Source organism: Vibrio sp. SNU_ST1 (assembly GCF_030563405.1).
Taxonomy (GTDB): domain Bacteria; phylum Pseudomonadota; class Gammaproteobacteria; order Enterobacterales; family Vibrionaceae; genus Vibrio.
This window is the reverse complement of sequence record NZ_CP130749.1, coordinates 1,021,251-1,039,602: the sequence shown is the minus strand read 5'-3', so window position 1 is coordinate 1,039,602 and position 18,352 is coordinate 1,021,251. Positions and strand designations below refer to the sequence as shown.

The window sequence follows — 18,352 nt, the reverse complement described above, 5'->3', positions numbered from 1 at the left end:
TTTATTAAAACATGTTGTCTATTAGCTGTGTTTGTGTGGGAATTTATTCCCACTTTTTTTACTCTTTTATTATCAATACATAATGCTTTATACAAGCTGTCTAACTCGAAGATATGTCGCCACTAGATACGTATTTCCGGTTTTGTTGGCATTGACTTTAACGTGTTGCAACGAATGTTACGTGATGTTGATGCGTAATTATCTGCTCCTTTAGCTTGCTAGTTAAATTGACTATTTTTCCTGTTTAATTGACTGTTTTGCTAGTGTTTTAGTCTGGGGTGTTATCATTTCTAATTTGTTGAAATTTATAATTATTCCGCGTAGAATTTCTTTAACCAAATCGTTTTTTTAAGTCTTATCAGCTTAACTATCACCGCAACTATTGATACCTGTAGGTTGTGGAGAATCCAAATGCACTTAGTTTGCAAATTTATATCTAGTTCGTCCCTCAGTACGAACGACCTTCAATATGTCTTAACACCAGATGAGTGTATCGGGCTATTTTCGCGTGCGCGCACCCCTAAAGATATCTTGGCTCAATTACCAAGTAACCTGCTTCAGCAGATTACTGTGTCGGCTAAAAAAAATGTCCACAGCCTGCTCAATGCGACTCGAGTAGAACTCGTAAAAGCAAACTGGGTTTGCCTTTCTTTCAATGTGCGACGTAGTCCATTAACCAGTAAACAGCTAGCAAGCTTCCCTAAACTGAAGATACATGTTGATAGGGTGAGTAATAGCAGTTCAGAGCGCGTTCACAAAGCCAACTACAAGCAAGTTGTCGATGATGTACCTTTGGCACGTCACTATAACTTCTCGCCGGTTGAACCTTCCCCAGAGCATAAAATCGTTGTCGAGTTTGCCGGGCAGTGGTCTAGCAATGCGGCATGTTTGATGTTAGGTAAAACGGACGGTCAAAAAGAAAAAGTTACCGTAGGAAAGGCCGACACAGAAAACAAACACCGTAGCCTAGCGACCTTTAAAGATCTCAAAGCTGAGGGTAAGACGCTCTATATCAAAATCCCTTGTACCGACCAGCCTCAGCCAATCTTGCTTAAACTTGCTGAAGACCTGCAACCCGTTAATAAAGAAGCTCAGATGGATGAATGGGATAACGTGTTGGTGCCTGTAGTTCCAGTCCATAAGAGTGATTCAGGGTATGTATCTATTGATCGCGGTTATATTAATGTCGTTTGGCAATCAAAAGTTTGGCGAGAAATCCAAGTTCAAAACGACGGACGCTTTTCTGATGTCGATCTATCACTCTACCAAAGCACTAAGTCCTCGCCTCAAAGATCGGTCGATATTAGCTTATATGATGAAGACTCCGAGGCATTTCTGTCAGGGGAAGCATTTCAGTTGTACCAAGACGGTAAAAAAGTCTATGAGGGTGTGTTGGACGAATATGCTTGCGCCCGTGTTTTTGGTCTTACTGCAGAAGAAGTTGAGGTAGTGGTCGCTGATTGGCCTAACGAAGGCGAAACATACACAGAATTACTTCAAACCGAATTGAGTCCATTTAAGGCTGGAAGTAAAACAAAGAGAGAGCCACTTGGTGTTCCTTTGCCTCATATTTGGCTTCCATACAAAATAAACGGTAGCGTACAAAGTGATATTGCCCTTTATTATTCTCGGGCTCAGCTCAATACTCAGCAACTCAATGAATTAAAGAGTGGGAAGAATGAAAAAGCGGTTAAAGTTAACCTCAGTGATTATTCTTCCGCTCACAACTTTGATGCGAGCTCCGAACCTGTGATTTCGCTGCCGAATCTAGATACTCAAGCGCCAAGCAAATCAGATTACAATATCATCAGCCAAAACGAGCAAGGTGTTGCTGCCGCTGTTGTTAACTCACCAAGTGAAGGCATTGTAATCACGTATAAAAGTAACCCTCAGTGCGATCAACCGGATGATTTTTTTCAACTGACGTGTGTTGATGAAACATGGAGCCAAAAGATTTTTTTGCGCGAGGCTGAGTTTGTGGATCAATATTGTAAAGAAGTCGTGTTTAGTGGTTGGTTACCAGAAGTTAAAAGGGTTAATCTAACCCGTCATTGTCGATCTCATAACTCAGATAAAACGGTATTAATGTCAGTAATTTATCAAGACATTGAACTCACGGAACTATTATAAAATGAAACTAACAACGTTAAGTATCACGCTTCTTTCGATAGTTATGTTATTAACAGGCTGTGGTGAAGAAAGTAATCAAGCTTCGAATGTTACAACAACACAATCCGTAGAAAAAAAAACTGCTCAGAAGGCTTGTTACGATGTTGGTGAAACAACGTCATTGGAACGCAAAGATGTAACAGGACCACGCTGCCAATGGCAAAGTGAGCACAACTTTATTGTTTACTCTGAAGATCTGTCCAAGCCTGAATACCCAGGTACACTTCCCGTAAAACCAGGCTATGCCGTTCGCAGAGCAAAAGAGTGGCCCAGTGAAGACTTGTCTGATGTGAGCTCTTATGACAAACCTCGAATTCAGTTTTGGTGGAATAATGTCAGCTCTCGAGACCCTCTCGTAAATGATTACGAAAATGGTTACAAAATTTGGAGCGTGAAAATTGATGGGACAGATTTACGTTTAGTCACGGATGATATGCCAAGTACGGCGTCGCCACAGACCTTTATGATGAGTCGCTCACCCAATAATCGTTATGTGGCATATGCATACAGTTATGGTGAGCCTCTGATAAAAGCGATCTTTGACTTAAAAACGCAGCAGACCATTAAACTGGGCAGTGCGCGCACCAAGCCTTATTTAGTCTGGGCGGACGACTCTAGCTATATCTATTTCTCCGACGGTTTTAAGCGCTATAAATACACACTCGCGACAGGAATCAAAGAAGAGGTAGACGCACCGTTGTCTGAAAATACGGTCATTGTAGACGGTAAGTTAATCAATGCCGCGGGCTTGGGGGTTGGGGTTTATGACGCCAAGACACTCAAACGCTTATACACTATTTTACCTGAAAAAGAGTTTGAAGACTCCGTAGATATTGAGAAGCGTATCTACCGCCAAATTGCGATCAGCCCTAATGGTAAGTATGTATGGGGAATCAACTCGTATCGTAAGGTGCTGATAAACGTTGAAGATAGAACGTGGCTTGCGTTTTCTAAGGAAGGCGATGAAAAGAAAGTTTACGATAAGGTGGTAAACATTAGTAATGATGGCCGAGAAACCCAGGTAGGAGCAGCAATAATAACCATAAAACGTTATGGATATGATTATCGCTATGAACTGACCGGAAAAGGTCGACAGTCATGGAAGGTGATTCAATCTGGTCAAAACACGATAACACCAGTGTTATATAATGCCGATGCTAATGACGGGCGCTTTCTGGAGGTAGAAAACGATGAGTAATGACTTTAAGTATTTACCAACAGATGTCTATTTGTTCGGTGTCGATTTTCCTAATATTGGGGATGCACAGAACCCTCAATATAGAGCGATTAATATCGAAAAAGACCTGACCTCATTAGAAGAGTTGAAAAATATCCGCCCTATGTCACGACTTCCCATTGCCATAAATTTAGGTGAGGAAAGCGCAAGTCTTTCAGAGTTGGCTGTCGGTCGAACTGCGGATGGTAGCGATAGTAAGAATAACGAATGAAACTACGTCATAGCTTAAGCTTGATTGCGTTGTTGGTATTGTCAGGATGCAACAACGAATCAGTAGTACCTGAGCAACAACAGGCGGTGAAGCCTCAGACCGTTGAAAATGATCCTGTTGCGGCAAAAAATGCACAGCAGTGGGAAGATGGTCGTGTTTACATTACCGAAAATAATTACGTTATTTATGATAAAGAAACGGGTAAACCTAAATATACCATTCGAAAAGCTAAAGAGTGGCCACGAGAGGATCTTAGTAATCAAGACTCTTATGACTTACCTAGAGTGGTGTTCCGTTGGGATAATGGGCGAGGTGACTCGAAAGACCTCTATGAGATAGGAGATAAAGTATGGAGTGTCAAAACGGATGGTACTGACTTACGTTTAGTCGCAGATGAATTTGGCGGTATGGTTCGGTTAATGCGGATGTCTCCAAACAATCGCTACTTAGCTCTGGCGTATTCCGCAGAAGAAGGCATGTTTAAGGTCATTAAAGATCTTAAAACGGGTGAGTATATTGAGCTAGGTCGTTCTCGTGGTTATCCAGAATTCCTTTGGGCGGAAGACAGCAGTTATCTATATTACACAGATAAATTTAAAGATTGGAAGTACACCTTAGCGACAGGTGGTAAGAAGCTAGTGGAAACCGATTTTAACGAGTTTTCCGTGATTCGAGATGGTAAAAGGTATGTAGTGAATGACTTTGGTGTCGCAGTCTATGATGAGGCCAAAGATGAATTTGTGTACAGTACGGGAATTAACCCAGATGAAGAAAAGTTGAATGATTACGCATTTAAGCAACGTAGTATTAGTCCTGATGGTCAGTATGCTTGGGGCGAAAGTCGTAAGTTCCGCTACTTAATTAATATCGAACAGCGTTCATTTCAAAAAGAAGAAATTGTTCCACGAGCTATGGGTAAGTTTCGCTATTTCGAAATCTTAGGAAAAGATGCGAAATATATACATGAAGGGGCGGCTCGAGTTGTAGTCAGTAAGCTAACGGAAAAAAAACATTTTGGTCCTTATTTAAAGTGGAAGCAGACCAATAGTGGACACAGTGCAGATCTATCTTCTCTTTACAATGGGTTTGCCAATGATGGCGATTTTGTGAAAGGGCATGAACTATGAGCTTTGTTGATACATGTAATGTGATACCACTTCATGCTAATTACTACTTGTTTGGTGCTTATTATATTGGGAAGTATGATTCCAAAACGCAAAAAACAATATTCCCGACTTGGCATGAAGAGCCAAGCTTAGTTGAGAACAAGAGCGTAACAAATATCCGCCCGTTAGCTAAAGTGCCAATACTTAACCTAACCGATAGCGACAGGCCAGCACTTTGGGCGACCAACCAAGAGTTTAAATTATGCTCACTGGGTAATGGAAAGCCTGATAAATATGGAGCGTTTGAAGTTCTGACACCTGAACACCCTATTCACGCTCTTGGCAGTGACTTACCAAAAGGGGATGAGCAAACTTTCAGTTGATGCGTAATTATCTGCTCCTTTAGCTTGCTAGTTAAATTGACTATTTCTCCTGTTTAATTGACTGTTTTGCTAGTGTTTTAGTCTGGGGTGTTATCATTTCTAATTTGTTGAAATTTATCATTATTCCGCGTAGAATTTCTTTAACCAAATCGTTTTTTAAGCCTTATCAGCTTAGCTATCACCGCAACTATTGATACCTGTAGGTTGTGGAGAATCCAAATGCACTTAGTTTGCAAATTTATATCTAGTTCGTCTCTCAGTACGAACGACCTTCAATATGTCTTAACACCAGATGAGTGTATCGGGCTATTTTCGTGTGCGCGCACCCCTAAAGACATCTTGGCTCAATTACCAAGTAATTTGCTTCAGCAGGTTACTGCGTCGGCTAAAAAAAATGTCCACAGCCTGCTCAACGCGATTCGAGTTGAACTCGTAAAAGCGAACTGGGTTTGCCTTTCTTTCAATGTGCGACGTAGTCCATTAACCAGTCAACAGCTAGCAAGCTTCCCTAAACTGAAGATACATGTTGATAGGGTGAGTAATAGCAGTTCAGAGCGCGTTCACAAAGCCAACTACAAGCAAGTTGTCGATGATGTACCTTTGGCACGTCACTACAGATTTTCGCCAGTGGAAGCTTCCCCAGAGCATAAAATCGTTGTCGAGTTTGCGGGCCAGTGGTCAAGCAATGCTGCTTGTTTAGCGCTAGGTAAAACGGATGAACAGCAAGGAAAGGTTACAGTTGCAATCTCCGACCTCGCCAACAAACACCGTAGCCTCGCAACGTTTAAAGATCTCGAAGCTGAGGGTAAAACGCTTTATATCAAAATCCCTTGTTCTGACCAGCCTCAGCCAATTTTGCTTAAACTCGCAGAAGAGCTGCAACCCGTTGATAAAGAAACTAACATGGATGAGTGGGATAACGTGTTGGTGTCGGTGGTTCCTGTTCATAAAGGTGATTCAGGGTATGTATCGATTGATCGTGGTTACGTTTATGTCGTTTGGCAATCAGAAGTTTGGAGAGAAATCCAAATTCAAAACGACGGACGCTTTTCTGATATCGATCTATCGCTCTATCAAAGCACTAAATCCTCGCCTCAAAGATCGGTCGATATCAGCTTATATGATGAAGATTCCGAAGCATTTCTGTCAGGGGAAGTGTTTCAGTTGTACCAAGAAGGTAAAAAGGTTTACGAGGGTGTGTTGGACGAATACGCTTGCGCCCGTGTTTTTGGTCTTACTGGCGAAGAAGTCGAGATAGTTGTCGCAGATTGGCCTAGTGAAGGCGAAACATACACAGAGTTACTTCAAACCGAATTGAGCCCATTCAAGGCTGGAAGTAAAACAAAGAGAGAGCCACTTGGTGTTCCTTTGCCTCATATTTGGCTTCCATACAAAATAAACGGTAGCGTACAAAGTGATGTTGCCCTTTATTATTCTCGGGTTCAGCTCAATACTCAGCAACTCAATGAGTTAAAGAGCGGGAACAACGAAAAAACGGTTAAAGTTAACTTCAGTGAGTATTCTTCGGCTCACAACTTTGATGCGAGCTCTGAACCTGTGATTTCGCTGCCGAATCTAGATACTCAAGCGCCAAGCAAATCAGATTACAATGTAGTCAGTCAAAAAGAGCAAGGTGTTGCTGCCGCTGTAGTTAACTCACCAAGTGTAGGCATTGTAATCACTTATAAAAGTAACCCCCAGTGCGATCAACCGGATGATTATTTCCAACTGAGGTGTGTTGATGAAACATGGAGCCAAAAGATTTTTTTGCGCGAGGCTGAGTTTGTGGATCAGTATTGTAAAGAAGTCGTGTTTAGTGGTTGGTTACCAGAAGTCAAACGGGTCAATCTAACCCGTCATTGTCGATCCCATAACTCAGATAAAACGGTATTAATGTCAGTAATTTATCAAGACATTGAATTAACGGAACTATTATAACATGAAACGAACAACGTTAAGTATCATGCTTCTTTCGACAGCTATGTTATTAGCTGGCTGTGGTGAAGAAAGTAAGCAAACTTCGAATGCTGCAACAACACAATCCGTAGAAAAAGAACCTGCTCAAAGGGCTTGCTACAATGTTGCTGAAGTAACCTCACTTGAACGTAAAGAGGTAACAGGATCACGCTGCCAATGGCAAAGTGAGCACAACTTTATTGTTTACTCTGAAGATCTGTCCAAGCCAGAGTATCCAGGCACAGCTCCTGTCAAACCGGGATATGCCGTTCGACGAGCAAAAGAATGGCCTCGTGAAGATTTATCTGATGCGAGCTCCTATGACAAACCCAGAGTTCAATTTTGGTGGAATAATGTTAGTGCTAGAGACCCTCTCGTAAACGATTACGAAAATGGCTACAAAATCTGGAGCATGAAAATTGATGGGACAGATTTACGTTTAGTTACGGATGATATGCCAAACACTGCGTCACCGCAGAATTTTATGATGAGTCGCTCGCCCAATAATCGTTATGTGGCATATGCATACAGTTACGGCGAGCCTCTGATAAAAGCCATATTTGACTTAAAAACGCAACAGACCATTCAGCTGGGCAGTGAGCGTACTAAGCCATATTTGGTCTGGGCGTACGACTCTAGCTACATCTATTTCTCAGATGGTTTTAAGCGTTTTAAATACACACTAGCGACGGGAACCAAAGAAGAGGTTGATGTTCCTTTGTCTGAGAGTACCGTGATAGTAGATGGCAAGTTAATCAATGCCGCGGGCTTGGGGGTTGGGGTTTATGACGCCAATACACTCAAACGCTTATATACTATTTTGCCTGAAAAAGAGTTTGAAGATTCCGTAGATATTGAGAAGCGCATTTACCGTCAAATTGCGATCAGCCCCAATGGGAAGTATGTATGGGGAATAAACTCGTATCGTAAGGTGCTGATTAACGTTGAGGATAAAACTTGGCTTGCGTTTTCTAATGAGGGAGATGAAAAGAAAGTTTATGCGGAAGTGGACAATATCAGTAACAACGGCAATGAAACACAAAGTGGTACAGCTTTAATAATGATTAACCGCTATGGACCAGGTTTCCGCTATAAGATGAATGGCGAAGGAGTACAAGGCTGGAAAGTGGTCCAATCTGGTAGAATAGCTAAAACTCCAGTGCTTTATAATGCTGATGCCAACGACGGGCGTTTTCTGGAGGTAGTTAACGATGAGTAATGACTTTAAATATTTACCAACAGATGTCTATTTGCTTGGTGTCGATTTTCCTAATGTTGGGGATGCACAGAACCCTCAATATAAAGCACTCAATACCGAAAAAGACCTGACCTCATTACAAGAGTTAAAAAATGTCCGCCCTATGTCACGGCTTCCCATTGCCATAAATTTAGGTGAGGAAAGCGCAGCCCTTTGGGCGACAGACGATTTAGGTCGCTTACATGTGCTGGGTGATTCAACTCAGAAAAACCAAAAAACCAATATCAATCAGGTTTTAGCTCTGCGTTCTCCAGTACATAAGTTAGCACAGAAGACGTACAAGCTGTCTTTTCCCGAATGGTCAATGCTCACAGAGTTAGCGATTGGTGCGCAGAGTAATGCTCGCCCAATCAAAAAGGCGTGCTCAGATCTTGCCTCTATCTTAGGAAATCTAAAGGGAAATGGGAGCAAGCAAACACTGAACTCGCTAGAAAAAAAAGTGGAATACGCTGTCACAGAAGTGAAGCGTTCACAACTCGCGCCTAAATATGAAGCGGGCACTCAAGCACTAACTGATGAGCAAGTTACATATAACAAATGGTATGACTCTGTTCCTGAAGATAAGCCAATTCGTGGTTTTATCGTGCCAACTTTTTCATTTCTCGCCGTAGCATTTTCAACACAAGAGTATGCTGATGCAATTGTTAAGGTCACTCGTTTTGATGAGGAGAGTGGGCAGCACTTCAATCTGCAACATGAAAACATCATAACGCAAGCACAACTTGACCGAAACAGTGGTTCGCATCGTCCAATAGCATTGTTTCCATTTGCATCGGAGGTTTTTACTGATGGCATGTACACCATTGAAGTGGTTTTCGACCAAAAGTTTGGAGCTGAAATTCCTGAATTTGCTCAGAATGCTACTAATGTAACAAAGGAGTACAATAACTTAGGTTTCCCCACTAAAGTCAGCTACGAGCTACGAGAATACATCACGCTCAGCCAAACGACACCGTTTGGGAAGATCGCGGTTGTTGCAGGTGACATGATCTCACTTGAAGAGTCTTTGATATACCAATTTCCAACGCAGTTTAAAGCCCTGCAGGCCTTCCGGATGGGGGAGCTTGAAAACCTAGAGAATAGCGGAACGACCGCTAGTATGAGTGCTGCGCTATGGGAGATTGGCACAAAAGTTACGCCAAGTTTGGTTAATGCTGGCATTAATATTCATCAAAGCCCATCAAGTAAACATGATGTGATTGGGAGTTTAGCAAATACGTTTTGGGGGCAAGTAGACAAGGGCGCGTTACCCCCAGCCATGATTTCTGCATTGGAGTTTTCATTTGGGGTATCGGCCACCGCAGCAGCTTACCAAACTCTTCAAGATTTACGCCAAGCGGCATCGGAATCTGAGCGTGCAGCACAAGTGGGCCTAAAAGCACTTCTCAAAGAGAAAGGGTTTGATAAAAGTAAGTTCTTTACCAAGGTTATTGAACCTGCGAGAAATGGTAGTGCCCACGTTGTGGCGGGGAGTGCTGCAAGAACTTGGTTGACAGGTAACGGCAGTATCAAAAGCTTTTTGTCGCCCTTTGCTGGTGCAGGGCTCAATGCAATCAACACCTTCTATGAGATAAAAGAGATCACTGACAAAAGCGAGCAATTACGCTTAGCTGAAGAGAAAGCTAAACTCAGGAAAAGTTATTTTGAGCAGGTATCACGTGATTATCTGAACTGGGTGCCTGTGTGGCAAGAAAGTCTCAAGAGTGGCGAGTCGTTACTGAAGCCAATCATCGTGGAATTGGAAAACAAGGTAACGTTTACTGACAGTATTCCTAATGATGTTGCTGAAGACAGTGCAATGTTTGTTAAAGACCATAAAGGTGCCGGTTTACGCTTGGTTTTTCCTTTTGATAACAATCAGGTTCAAGCCCCGCACTTGTCGTATTTGGCTGCTGTCGATAGAGAACTATCTAAGATTCCCAATGCCGTTGTTGAAATCGAAGGGCATGCCTGTCAAAACGGTGATTCAGAATACAACCAAAACCTTTCGCAACAGCGAGCGCAGCATGTTGCTGAGTTCTTTTCTTCAGTCAGTGATATTCGATTTTTTGGTGAACGTCGCCTAATAGCCGAGGTACCAAACAACGAAATCGAACGCGAAAACGCGGAACTTAATATTAACCGACGCGTTGAAGTCCGAATCTACCTACAAGAGTTTGCGGCGAGAATTCCACCGAGTCGACTTGGTTTTAAGGCTATGGAGCAAGCGCGCCTAGCTCAGTTAAATGCGAACTTGGGAGAAGAAGCAATTGCAAAAGAGCTCAAGCTAGCTATCTTCGAGATGATCGTTGGTATGGCTTGCTATGTTCCGATAATAGGGCAGGCCGCAAGAGGTTTTTTCGTTGTCAAAGAAGGTGGGAAAATGCTGATGAGTGGTGCCCAGTTGCTAGACTCTGCGCTCTTTGATTATTACTTGTCTTCCTACAACGAGGTGAGAAAAAACATATCTGCAATTGAACAACTTAGCCATGAAACCACAGAGATTATTGATTCATTGGCTGAGATTAATACTCAATTGACCGAGATGTATTTTACGTCTTCAGAGGCGTTAGTTGAGCACCTAGGAAAAACTACCGGTGTAAAGGAGCTGATTAAGCGCTATCAACGTCGTGCGCTTGCTATTAATGGTTTAGTGCTTTTGATTCAAAGAGCTTGTGCTCAGGGCGAACAAGAGTTCACAGAACAGTGGCGAATATTAGCTATCGATGAATACATTCAGCGATATATCGAAACTGACGGCTGGTTATTAAACACAGAGTTAAAAGAAAACTTGTGTAACTTGTGGCTCCAGGAACTCATGCGTAGAGAGGGACACAAGCAATTAGTCGAAAGTTACGGTGAAGAAATGGCTGAACAAATCATCACTCGTAACAAAGCTAACTATATTACTCCAAAACGGAAAGATGTTTCAGGGGCTTTTAATGTCGCGTTTCCAGTGCAAGACAAGCTCTATAATCGCGATCAACAACGAGGCTTAGTGGAGTTTGCGACACAGTTTAATGTTGAGTCTAAAAAATTATCAGAAGAGGACCTAGGGTTCGTTCGGTTATTAGTCTCTGAGCCTCATGAAACGTCGAAATGGGTCACGTTTGATGAGTGGGAGAAGACGCGATTAAAAGCAAATAAAAAGGTGCGATTATCGCCTTTCCACCGTTTGAAGTGGCAAATGGTGTTAGGCAAACAAAACCTGAAACAGATGACGTCAAATGTGTTTCAGTGTGAGATGTCTTATCAGCGCACTGACAGTTTATTTAATACCAGTGGACCCAAGTTTAACTTGATGTTCAAACCGATGAAACACGAGGAATTTAGTGTAGATCCCAAAGATGAATTGGCCGAATTTTTTGAGGCGGAAAAAGCAGACGGCAATGTCCTTATCGGTTGTGAATTTGAGCCGTATTTTTACTTTGGAGATGATGTCTTCTCGGGAGTGAAGCCTTTGATCGCCAAGCATGATTTAGTCGATTATAGTGGCTTTTTATCTAAAGTTGCTCTCGGTCCGATTTTTGGGCAGGTGATAAAAATTGACTCCCAACAAGATGTACTCAAAGAATATGTAAACAGCGGTGGCTTTAAAAATATGACCTATGAGTTCACTCTATCTGGAAGCAACTATAAACTACCAGTACGAGTGGACAAAACAGTCGGACGATTTATTACTTCACCTAGACAGATTCCTGTAGGGGTCGATACAAACCATAATTACACACACTCTGCGAAATCGGGCTTTATAGCGAACGGAAATAGTGTGTCAGAGAAAGACTTGTTAACGCTAGATTTTGTCTTACATAGTAAAGTTCATAAAGGCCCGACAAAGCCTATTATCGATGACATTAAGCACAGTGCGATCGCGATCAACTACGGAAATAAACGACAGTTTATGAACGAGGACAGTATGTTCACTACTGCAGATGAGCTCAAAGGCTTTGATTGGACTTCGAATAAGTCATTCGCTATGGAAGTTATGCTCATTGGTGGGAAGCACAGAAAAGAATCGTATCAGGGGCAAAATCTCGAATGGCAGAGTGTTCCAGTTTCACTAAAGCTCTCGACCACTTTTGATAATGAAGCCGTATTCGGCTCTGAAACTACCTCTGGTCCTGAGTATCTAAGTAACCTTACTTATATTGGGATACTAAAGAAGGACGGTTCTAAATGGACGCTAGATGATAGCGATGTGATTAACAAAAATATAGACGGAGATTTTGTCTCTGAGGCTCTATCCAACATAGACATGGATGAAGATTTCGATGGTAAGGTCGTCTACGCGTCTCGATTCGAGTTCGCATTTAAAGCGCTGAACGGGCAAGAAATCAAGGGGCTTCGACCATTTGGACCCGTTGTTTCGACATCTGGTAGATTCCAAGAAGCAGTTCTAAAGGTGTCCTCTTTAGCACAACGCAATACAGCGGAAAAGACGCCGTTCAAACTTGGAAGCTTTGAGATGTCGTTAGGAAGGCAGTACAAAAGTGTAGATGAATTATCTTATTTTTCTGATTGTGAAGACCCAAGCTATAAAGTTGATAAAGATATGTACATCAACTGGGTAAAACTGAAACCAGCAGAGCGTACAGAACGCTTGGTAACTTGGATTAGAGACCCATATTTAGCAACTATCATTGAAGCGTCCATTCTCAACAAATAAAAAAACCGCCTTCGGGCGGTTTTTCTTTTCTTGTCAATTTAAAAAGTAGTTATAGTTTCACTGTTCTCGCTTAACCCGATGCAGAAATATCGTATTTCTTCATTTTGTGATTAAGTGTACTTAACGGCAGTGACAGTTGTTCAGCCGCTCGTTTTGTGTGCCAATTACAAGAGTTTAAGCAATCGATGATCACAGTTCGTTCATATTGACTGACGACCTCTTTTAGGCCAACAGCTACATCGTCATAACCTAGAGGTTCAGGTTCAAACGCGGGCTGACCTGTCGATGTAACTGGAGCAACAACTTGACGGTGTTCTACGTCTTCAGGGATCTGTTCACCAAACTCAATCTGAGTAATAGTTTCGAAATCTGATAATAAAACCGATCGCTCAATGATGTTCTTAAGCTCGCGTACGTTACCGGGGTAGGGGTAAGCGAGCAGTTGGTTTCTCACATTAGCACTCAAGCCTGGTGATTGAGGCAAGCCTAACATCGTCGTGGTGTGCTGAACAAAGTGCTCGGCAAGTGGGATAATGTCCGCTTGTCTGGATCTCAGTGGTGGTAAGGTGATGGGAAACACATTCAAGCGGTAGAACAAATCGGCCCTAAAGCCTCCGTCTTTAATCTGCTGCATTAAGTTACAGTGTGTCGCCGCAATGACTCTAACATCCACTTCAATTTCTTTGCTGGCGCCTACAGGGCGAACTTTACGTTCTTGTAGCACTCGCAGCAGTTTAGCTTGAAGTAGCATGGGCATATCGCCAATTTCATCTAGGAACAGGGTGCCACCGTTTGCTGCTTCAAATAAGCCAACTTTGTCCTTGTCTGCACCGGTAAATGCCCCTTTTCTGTGTCCGAAAAGTTCGGATTCCAGAAGTTGTTCAGGAATTGCGGCACAGTTCTGAACGATTAATGCTTGGTCAGAACGATTCGAGTTTTCGTGAATATATTTTGCAATGACTTCTTTGCCCGCCCCTGTCTCGCCTCTAAGTAAGACGTCGACAGGCAAAGAGAGCACCTTATCAAGTCGGCTCAATACATTGACCATCTCTTCACTTTCAGCGATCGGACCTTGATAGGTTTTCTTTGTCCGTTTCTTTAGCTGAGTATTTTCACGAACTAACGCTTGGTTATCGGCGCTTAAACTCTTAATCACTTGTCCGTATTGCTCTAACCAAATGGCATGACGAATATTACTTGCCGCCATTCGGCAAAACTCGGTAAGTGCGGTTTCGTTATCGATAACGCTTAAATCGAGCAAAACCAACAATCCAATGGTTTTGCCTTCATCATCAATCAATGGCCAAGCAAGTAAGTTATTGCTTTTTAGACCTAACGTTTGCTCGGTTTGATAGATGCCTTCGCAGTCATAACCATTGTAAGTGTATAGCTCATTGATCAAGACAACTTCGCCGTTACGTACGGCGAAGTTGAATGGGTCGGCTTCACTTACTGTGTCTAACTGCAGTGGCTCCCAAGGATGTGAGGCAATGACTTTTTCATGGTGATGCGCGGTGCTCGGAATCAAGGCTTGACCGGTTTGGTCAAGCACGTAAATGATGCCATGTTTCGCGAAAGTCATTTGCCTTGCCGCTGTGAGAACGGCATCCAAAGTTTGAGCTAACTGGCTGCGATCAGCCAGAGATTGGCTGATCGCAAGTAGGGCGTTACTAAGCTCACTATGGTTAGCTGAACGCATAGGTTAGAGTTCCTTGCTCGTCCACAGAAACTTCAATTTGAGTATGTGAATCATCCTTGTCATTCACCAGTAGTTGAGTCGAAAGCTGCGGCAATAGTTGGCGGTTAATTACGGCATCAATATTTCGAGCTCCCGTCTCTGCGAGGCGGCAGTTGCCTAATACGAATTCTACTAAGTTATCACCATAGCAAAGTGCCAGTTTGTGGTGGCTTTGCAAGCGCTCAGACACTTTCTTCAGTTTATGATGGATGATATCAGTCATTGCTGCGTCTGAAAGAGGAAGGAACGGCAACACCGACATACGTGCCAGTAAGGCTGGCTTGAAGTGTTGATTCAATGTTGGGCGAATGGCTTCAGCGACGATATTGGCATCAATGTCTTTCGCTTGGTGAACCAAAGACTCAATCTCATGAGTCGCAAGGTTGCTTGTCATGATGATGAGTGTATTTTTGAAGTCGATGGTACGACCTTCGCCATCATTTAGCGTGCCTTTGTCGAAGACTTGGTAGAACAGGTTGAGTACTTCAGGGTCAGCTTTTTCCACTTCATCAAGCAGAACAACAGAGTAAGGGCGTTGACGTACCGCTTCCGTTAACATGCCACCTTCGCCATAGCCTACGTAGCCAGGAGGAGAACCAATAAGACGAGATACTGTGTGTTTCTCTTGGAACTCAGACATATTGATGGTTGTCATGAAGCGTTCGCCACCAAACATTTGATCAGCGATAGCGCGAGCGGTTTCTGTTTTACCTACACCACTAGGGCCAACCAATAAGAATACGCCCGTTGGTGCATCTGGGTTACCAAGACCAGCCTTTGCGGTTTGAATTCCTTCAGCAAGCGCATCAATGGCAAACTCTTGACCTTTAATGTTTTGAATTAGGTTTTGCTTCAAGTTTAAGGTCGCTTGCGACTCATCTTGAAGCATTTTACCCATAGGGATGCCTGTCCAATCAGAAATTACATGACTAATTTCGTCGGGACCCACTTCGTAGTGAACGAGTGGATTGGTACCGCGCACGTTATCTAAACGTTCATTACAAGATTGAATAGCTTCGCGAGTTTGCTCTTCAGAATATTCATGACAATCTGGTTTATCACTTGTTAGTACTTCATCGTCTTGAAGCGTATTGTCAGCTTTAGGGGCGCTGTCTTCTTCAATAGAAGGAGTAGTAAGGCTATAAAGATGGCTACGCAGTTCAATGATTTCTTGAATAAGAGATTGTTCTTTTTTCCATTGAACTTGAAGGGTAGCTTGTTCTTCGGTGGCCTTTTCAATCTTCTCTTTTAGCTCAGGAATTAAAGCAGCACTGTGTTTGTCACCAGTTTGCTGCAGTTGGTCACGCTCCAGAGCTTCTAGCTCGCGATTCGCAGCCGCAATTTCTTGATGCAATGTTTCAACAGGTGCCGGTGTTGCATTAAGGCTAATATTAACGCGGGCGCAAGCCGTATCTAACACGTCGATTGCTTTATCTGGCAGTTGGCGTCCGGTGATGTAACGATCAGCTAAGTTTGCTGCGGCAGTGATTGCGTCGTCACGCACGTATACGTTATGTGATTTTTCATAGGCTGGTCTTAAGCCTCGGATGATCAATGCGGCTTGAGTTGCCGATGGCTCATCAAGTTTCACTAGTTGGAAACGGCGTGCCAGTGCAGGATCTTTTTCGAAATATTTCTTGTATTCAGACCATGTGGTGGCAGCAATTGTTTTTACTTCACCACGTGCTAGAGCGGGTTTAAGTAGGTTGGCAGCATCACTGCCTCCAGCTTGATTGCCTCCACCAACTAGCGTGTGAGCTTCATCTATAAATAAAATGATTGGAGTCGGTGAATTCTTCACTTCGTCTAGTACTGCGTTAAGGCGCTTTTCAAACTCTCCCTTAACACTTGCCCCAGCTTGAAGTAAGCCCATGTCTAGGCCATACAGTTCAACACCTTTGAGGCAGTCTGGCACATCTCCTTCGGTAATCTTTAATGCAAGCCCCTCCACTACCGCGGTTTTACCAACTCCCGGTTCACCTACGGCGATTGGGTTGTTTTTTCTACGTCGCGCTAAGATGTCGATTATTTGCCTGATTTCTTGATCACGGCAGAATACCGGGTCGATCTCGCCCTTTCTTGCTTTGCCGGTAAAGTCGGTGGTGAATTTACTTAATGCCGAACCATCTTCGCGTACGTCGGTTTTTTCTGATGTCGCTGCTAAAGATTCTAGAGACTTTGTTGTGAGTTCAGAAAAGTTACGTTTTAAGGCATCTGGGTTTACACCGTCTAAGATTGAAGCGTAGCCGTGCTGACCATAGCGTAGTGGGTTGCTCACGAGTGTAAGAAGTAGGGCACCAGAGCGAATCTGAGTTTCGGATAGGTCTAAAGTTGAGACCAACCAACTTTCTTGAAGCCATTCAATTAAAAGCGAAGAAAAAACAGGCTTGCTACCGTTACCTGTTGTATTAGTATCTAAAGTCGAACGAATAGATTGCCTTAAAATGGTCTCTGAGCAATCGAAATGACTTAATAAGATATCAAAATCACTATTTGGCCTTTCTAATAAGCTTAATAGATAGTGTTCAATTTGCACTTCATTGGCTTTTTCCGATACGGCTAATGCAGCGGCATCCTCTAAAGCGACTTTTACAATAGGGTGCAGACGTTGTATTAAAGAGGAAAGGTTTATATTTATCATTCTAGTTCTATTAGTTATGTATATGGGATTCGGCAATTATACTAAAATTGATAACTGGTTTTTTATTCGGTGATGAATTTACTATTGTTTATTGGTTACTTTTATTGTTTGTTTTGGCTTTTTATCTAACTGAAATTTGATATTTCGTTCAAAACAATATATAGCATAGGCATTATGATTTAATTGCTAGTTTTTTTAACTTTATTTCTAATGTTCTAGATAGTTATTTTGTCTTTCTATTTTAAGTTCAATTTATTAATATTCATGTTCAAGAAATCGTTTTTCTATACAATAAGTTGTTATTGAATATAATATTAAAAATGACTAATTTATCGTAACTAACTGTATTTGTTGGGTTTATAATGTTGGCATGATGTTTGTATTAACTTAATCAGTCGCGGTGATAAGCGATTTGGTGAATTAATGAATTATAAATTTTAAAAAGGAAATATCGATGCCAACTCCAGCATATATGTCTATCAATGGTGAAACTCAAGGTCACATTACTAAAGATACTTACTCTGCAGATTCTGTAGGTAACACTTGGCAAGAAGCTCACGTTGATGAGTTTCTAGTTCAAGAACTTGATCACGTACTAACAGTTCCACGTGACCCACAAAGTGGTCAACCAACAGGTCAACGTGTTCACCGCCCTGTAGTAGTAACTAAAGTACAAGACCGTTGTTCACCTCTGTTATTCAACGCATTAGTGTCTGGCGAAAAGCTTCCTGAGTGTGTAATCCGTTTTTACCGTACTTCGGTACAAGGTAAGCAAGAGCACTACTATTCAATCAAGTTAATTGATGCACTACTAGTAGATATTCAAACTCGTATGAATCACTGTCAAGACGCTGCAACTTCAGATCGTGTAACTGAAGAAGTACTTAAGCTGACTTACCGTGCAATCGAAGTCACTCACGAAAACTGTGGTACTGCTGGTAACGATGACTGGCGTGCTCCACGCGAAGCTTAATCGCTTTTCGTGAAAAACAAAGGGTCAACAACTGC

Annotated in this window: 11 protein-coding genes; 9 read left to right on the top strand and 2 right to left on the bottom strand. The window is 42.4% G+C overall.

Annotation, left to right across the window (positions count from 1 at the left end; genetic code table 11):
* The first annotated feature begins 411 nt into the window (after positions 1-411).
* The 8 genes from Q5H80_RS18940 to Q5H80_RS18905 all read left to right on the top strand — a co-directional run bounded on the left by Q5H80_RS18940 (position 412) and on the right by Q5H80_RS18905 (position 12,965).
* Positions 412-2,130, top strand: a complete 1,719-nt coding sequence (locus Q5H80_RS18940; protein ID WP_304569636.1) for a hypothetical protein — start codon at positions 412-414, stop codon at positions 2,128-2,130.
* Position 2,131: 1 nt separating this feature from the next.
* Positions 2,132-3,367, top strand: a complete 1,236-nt coding sequence (locus Q5H80_RS18935) for a hypothetical protein (protein ID WP_304569635.1) — start codon at positions 2,132-2,134, stop codon at positions 3,365-3,367.
* Positions 3,360-3,617: a hypothetical protein gene (locus tag Q5H80_RS18930; RefSeq protein WP_304569634.1), complete on the top strand. Its 258-nt coding sequence runs from the start codon at positions 3,360-3,362 to the stop codon at positions 3,615-3,617. Before Q5H80_RS18935 ends, Q5H80_RS18930 begins: the two co-directional genes overlap by 8 nt.
* The gene (locus tag Q5H80_RS18925) at positions 3,614-4,744 is read left to right on the top strand and encodes a Tricorn protease domain-containing protein (RefSeq protein WP_304569633.1); all 1,131 of its coding nucleotides are present in this window, start codon (positions 3,614-3,616) and stop codon (positions 4,742-4,744) included. Before Q5H80_RS18930 ends, Q5H80_RS18925 begins: the two co-directional genes overlap by 4 nt.
* A complete protein-coding gene (locus Q5H80_RS18920; RefSeq protein WP_304569632.1) occupies positions 4,741-5,106 on the top strand; it encodes a hypothetical protein in 366 nt (121 codons plus the stop codon). The genes Q5H80_RS18925 and Q5H80_RS18920 overlap by 4 nt, the downstream gene beginning before the upstream one ends.
* Before the next feature lie 219 nt (positions 5,107-5,325).
* Positions 5,326-7,044 (top strand): hypothetical protein, encoded by a 1,719-nt coding sequence (locus tag Q5H80_RS18915; RefSeq protein ID WP_304569631.1) that lies wholly within the window; start codon positions 5,326-5,328, stop codon positions 7,042-7,044.
* A gap of 1 nt (position 7,045) precedes the next feature.
* Positions 7,046-8,281 carry a hypothetical protein gene (locus tag Q5H80_RS18910; protein ID WP_304569630.1) on the top strand — a complete coding sequence of 412 codons (1,236 nt, stop codon included), beginning with the start codon at positions 7,046-7,048 and terminating at the stop codon, positions 8,279-8,281.
* A complete protein-coding gene (locus Q5H80_RS18905; protein ID WP_304569629.1) occupies positions 8,274-12,965 on the top strand; it encodes an OmpA family protein in 4,692 nt (1,563 codons plus the stop codon). The genes Q5H80_RS18910 and Q5H80_RS18905 overlap by 8 nt, the downstream gene beginning before the upstream one ends.
* Positions 12,966-13,035: 70 nt before the next feature.
* Here the strand turns inward: Q5H80_RS18905 and Q5H80_RS18900 are convergent, their stop codons facing one another.
* The gene (locus Q5H80_RS18900) at positions 13,036-14,664 is read right to left on the bottom strand and encodes a sigma-54-dependent Fis family transcriptional regulator (RefSeq protein WP_304569628.1); all 1,629 of its coding nucleotides are present in this window, start codon (positions 14,662-14,664) and stop codon (positions 13,036-13,038) included.
* Positions 14,651-17,344 carry a type VI secretion system ATPase TssH gene (gene tssH / locus Q5H80_RS18895; RefSeq protein WP_304569627.1) on the bottom strand — a complete coding sequence of 898 codons (2,694 nt, stop codon included), beginning with the start codon at positions 17,342-17,344 and terminating at the stop codon, positions 14,651-14,653. Before tssH ends, Q5H80_RS18900 begins: the two co-directional genes overlap by 14 nt.
* 454 nt (positions 17,345-17,798) lie before the next feature.
* Here tssH and Q5H80_RS18890 point away from each other — a divergent pair, with 454 nt between their 5' ends.
* Entirely contained in the window at positions 17,799-18,317 is a 519-nt protein-coding gene (locus Q5H80_RS18890; RefSeq protein WP_012600867.1) for an Hcp family type VI secretion system effector, read from the top strand.
* The last annotated feature ends 35 nt before the right edge of the window (positions 18,318-18,352 follow it).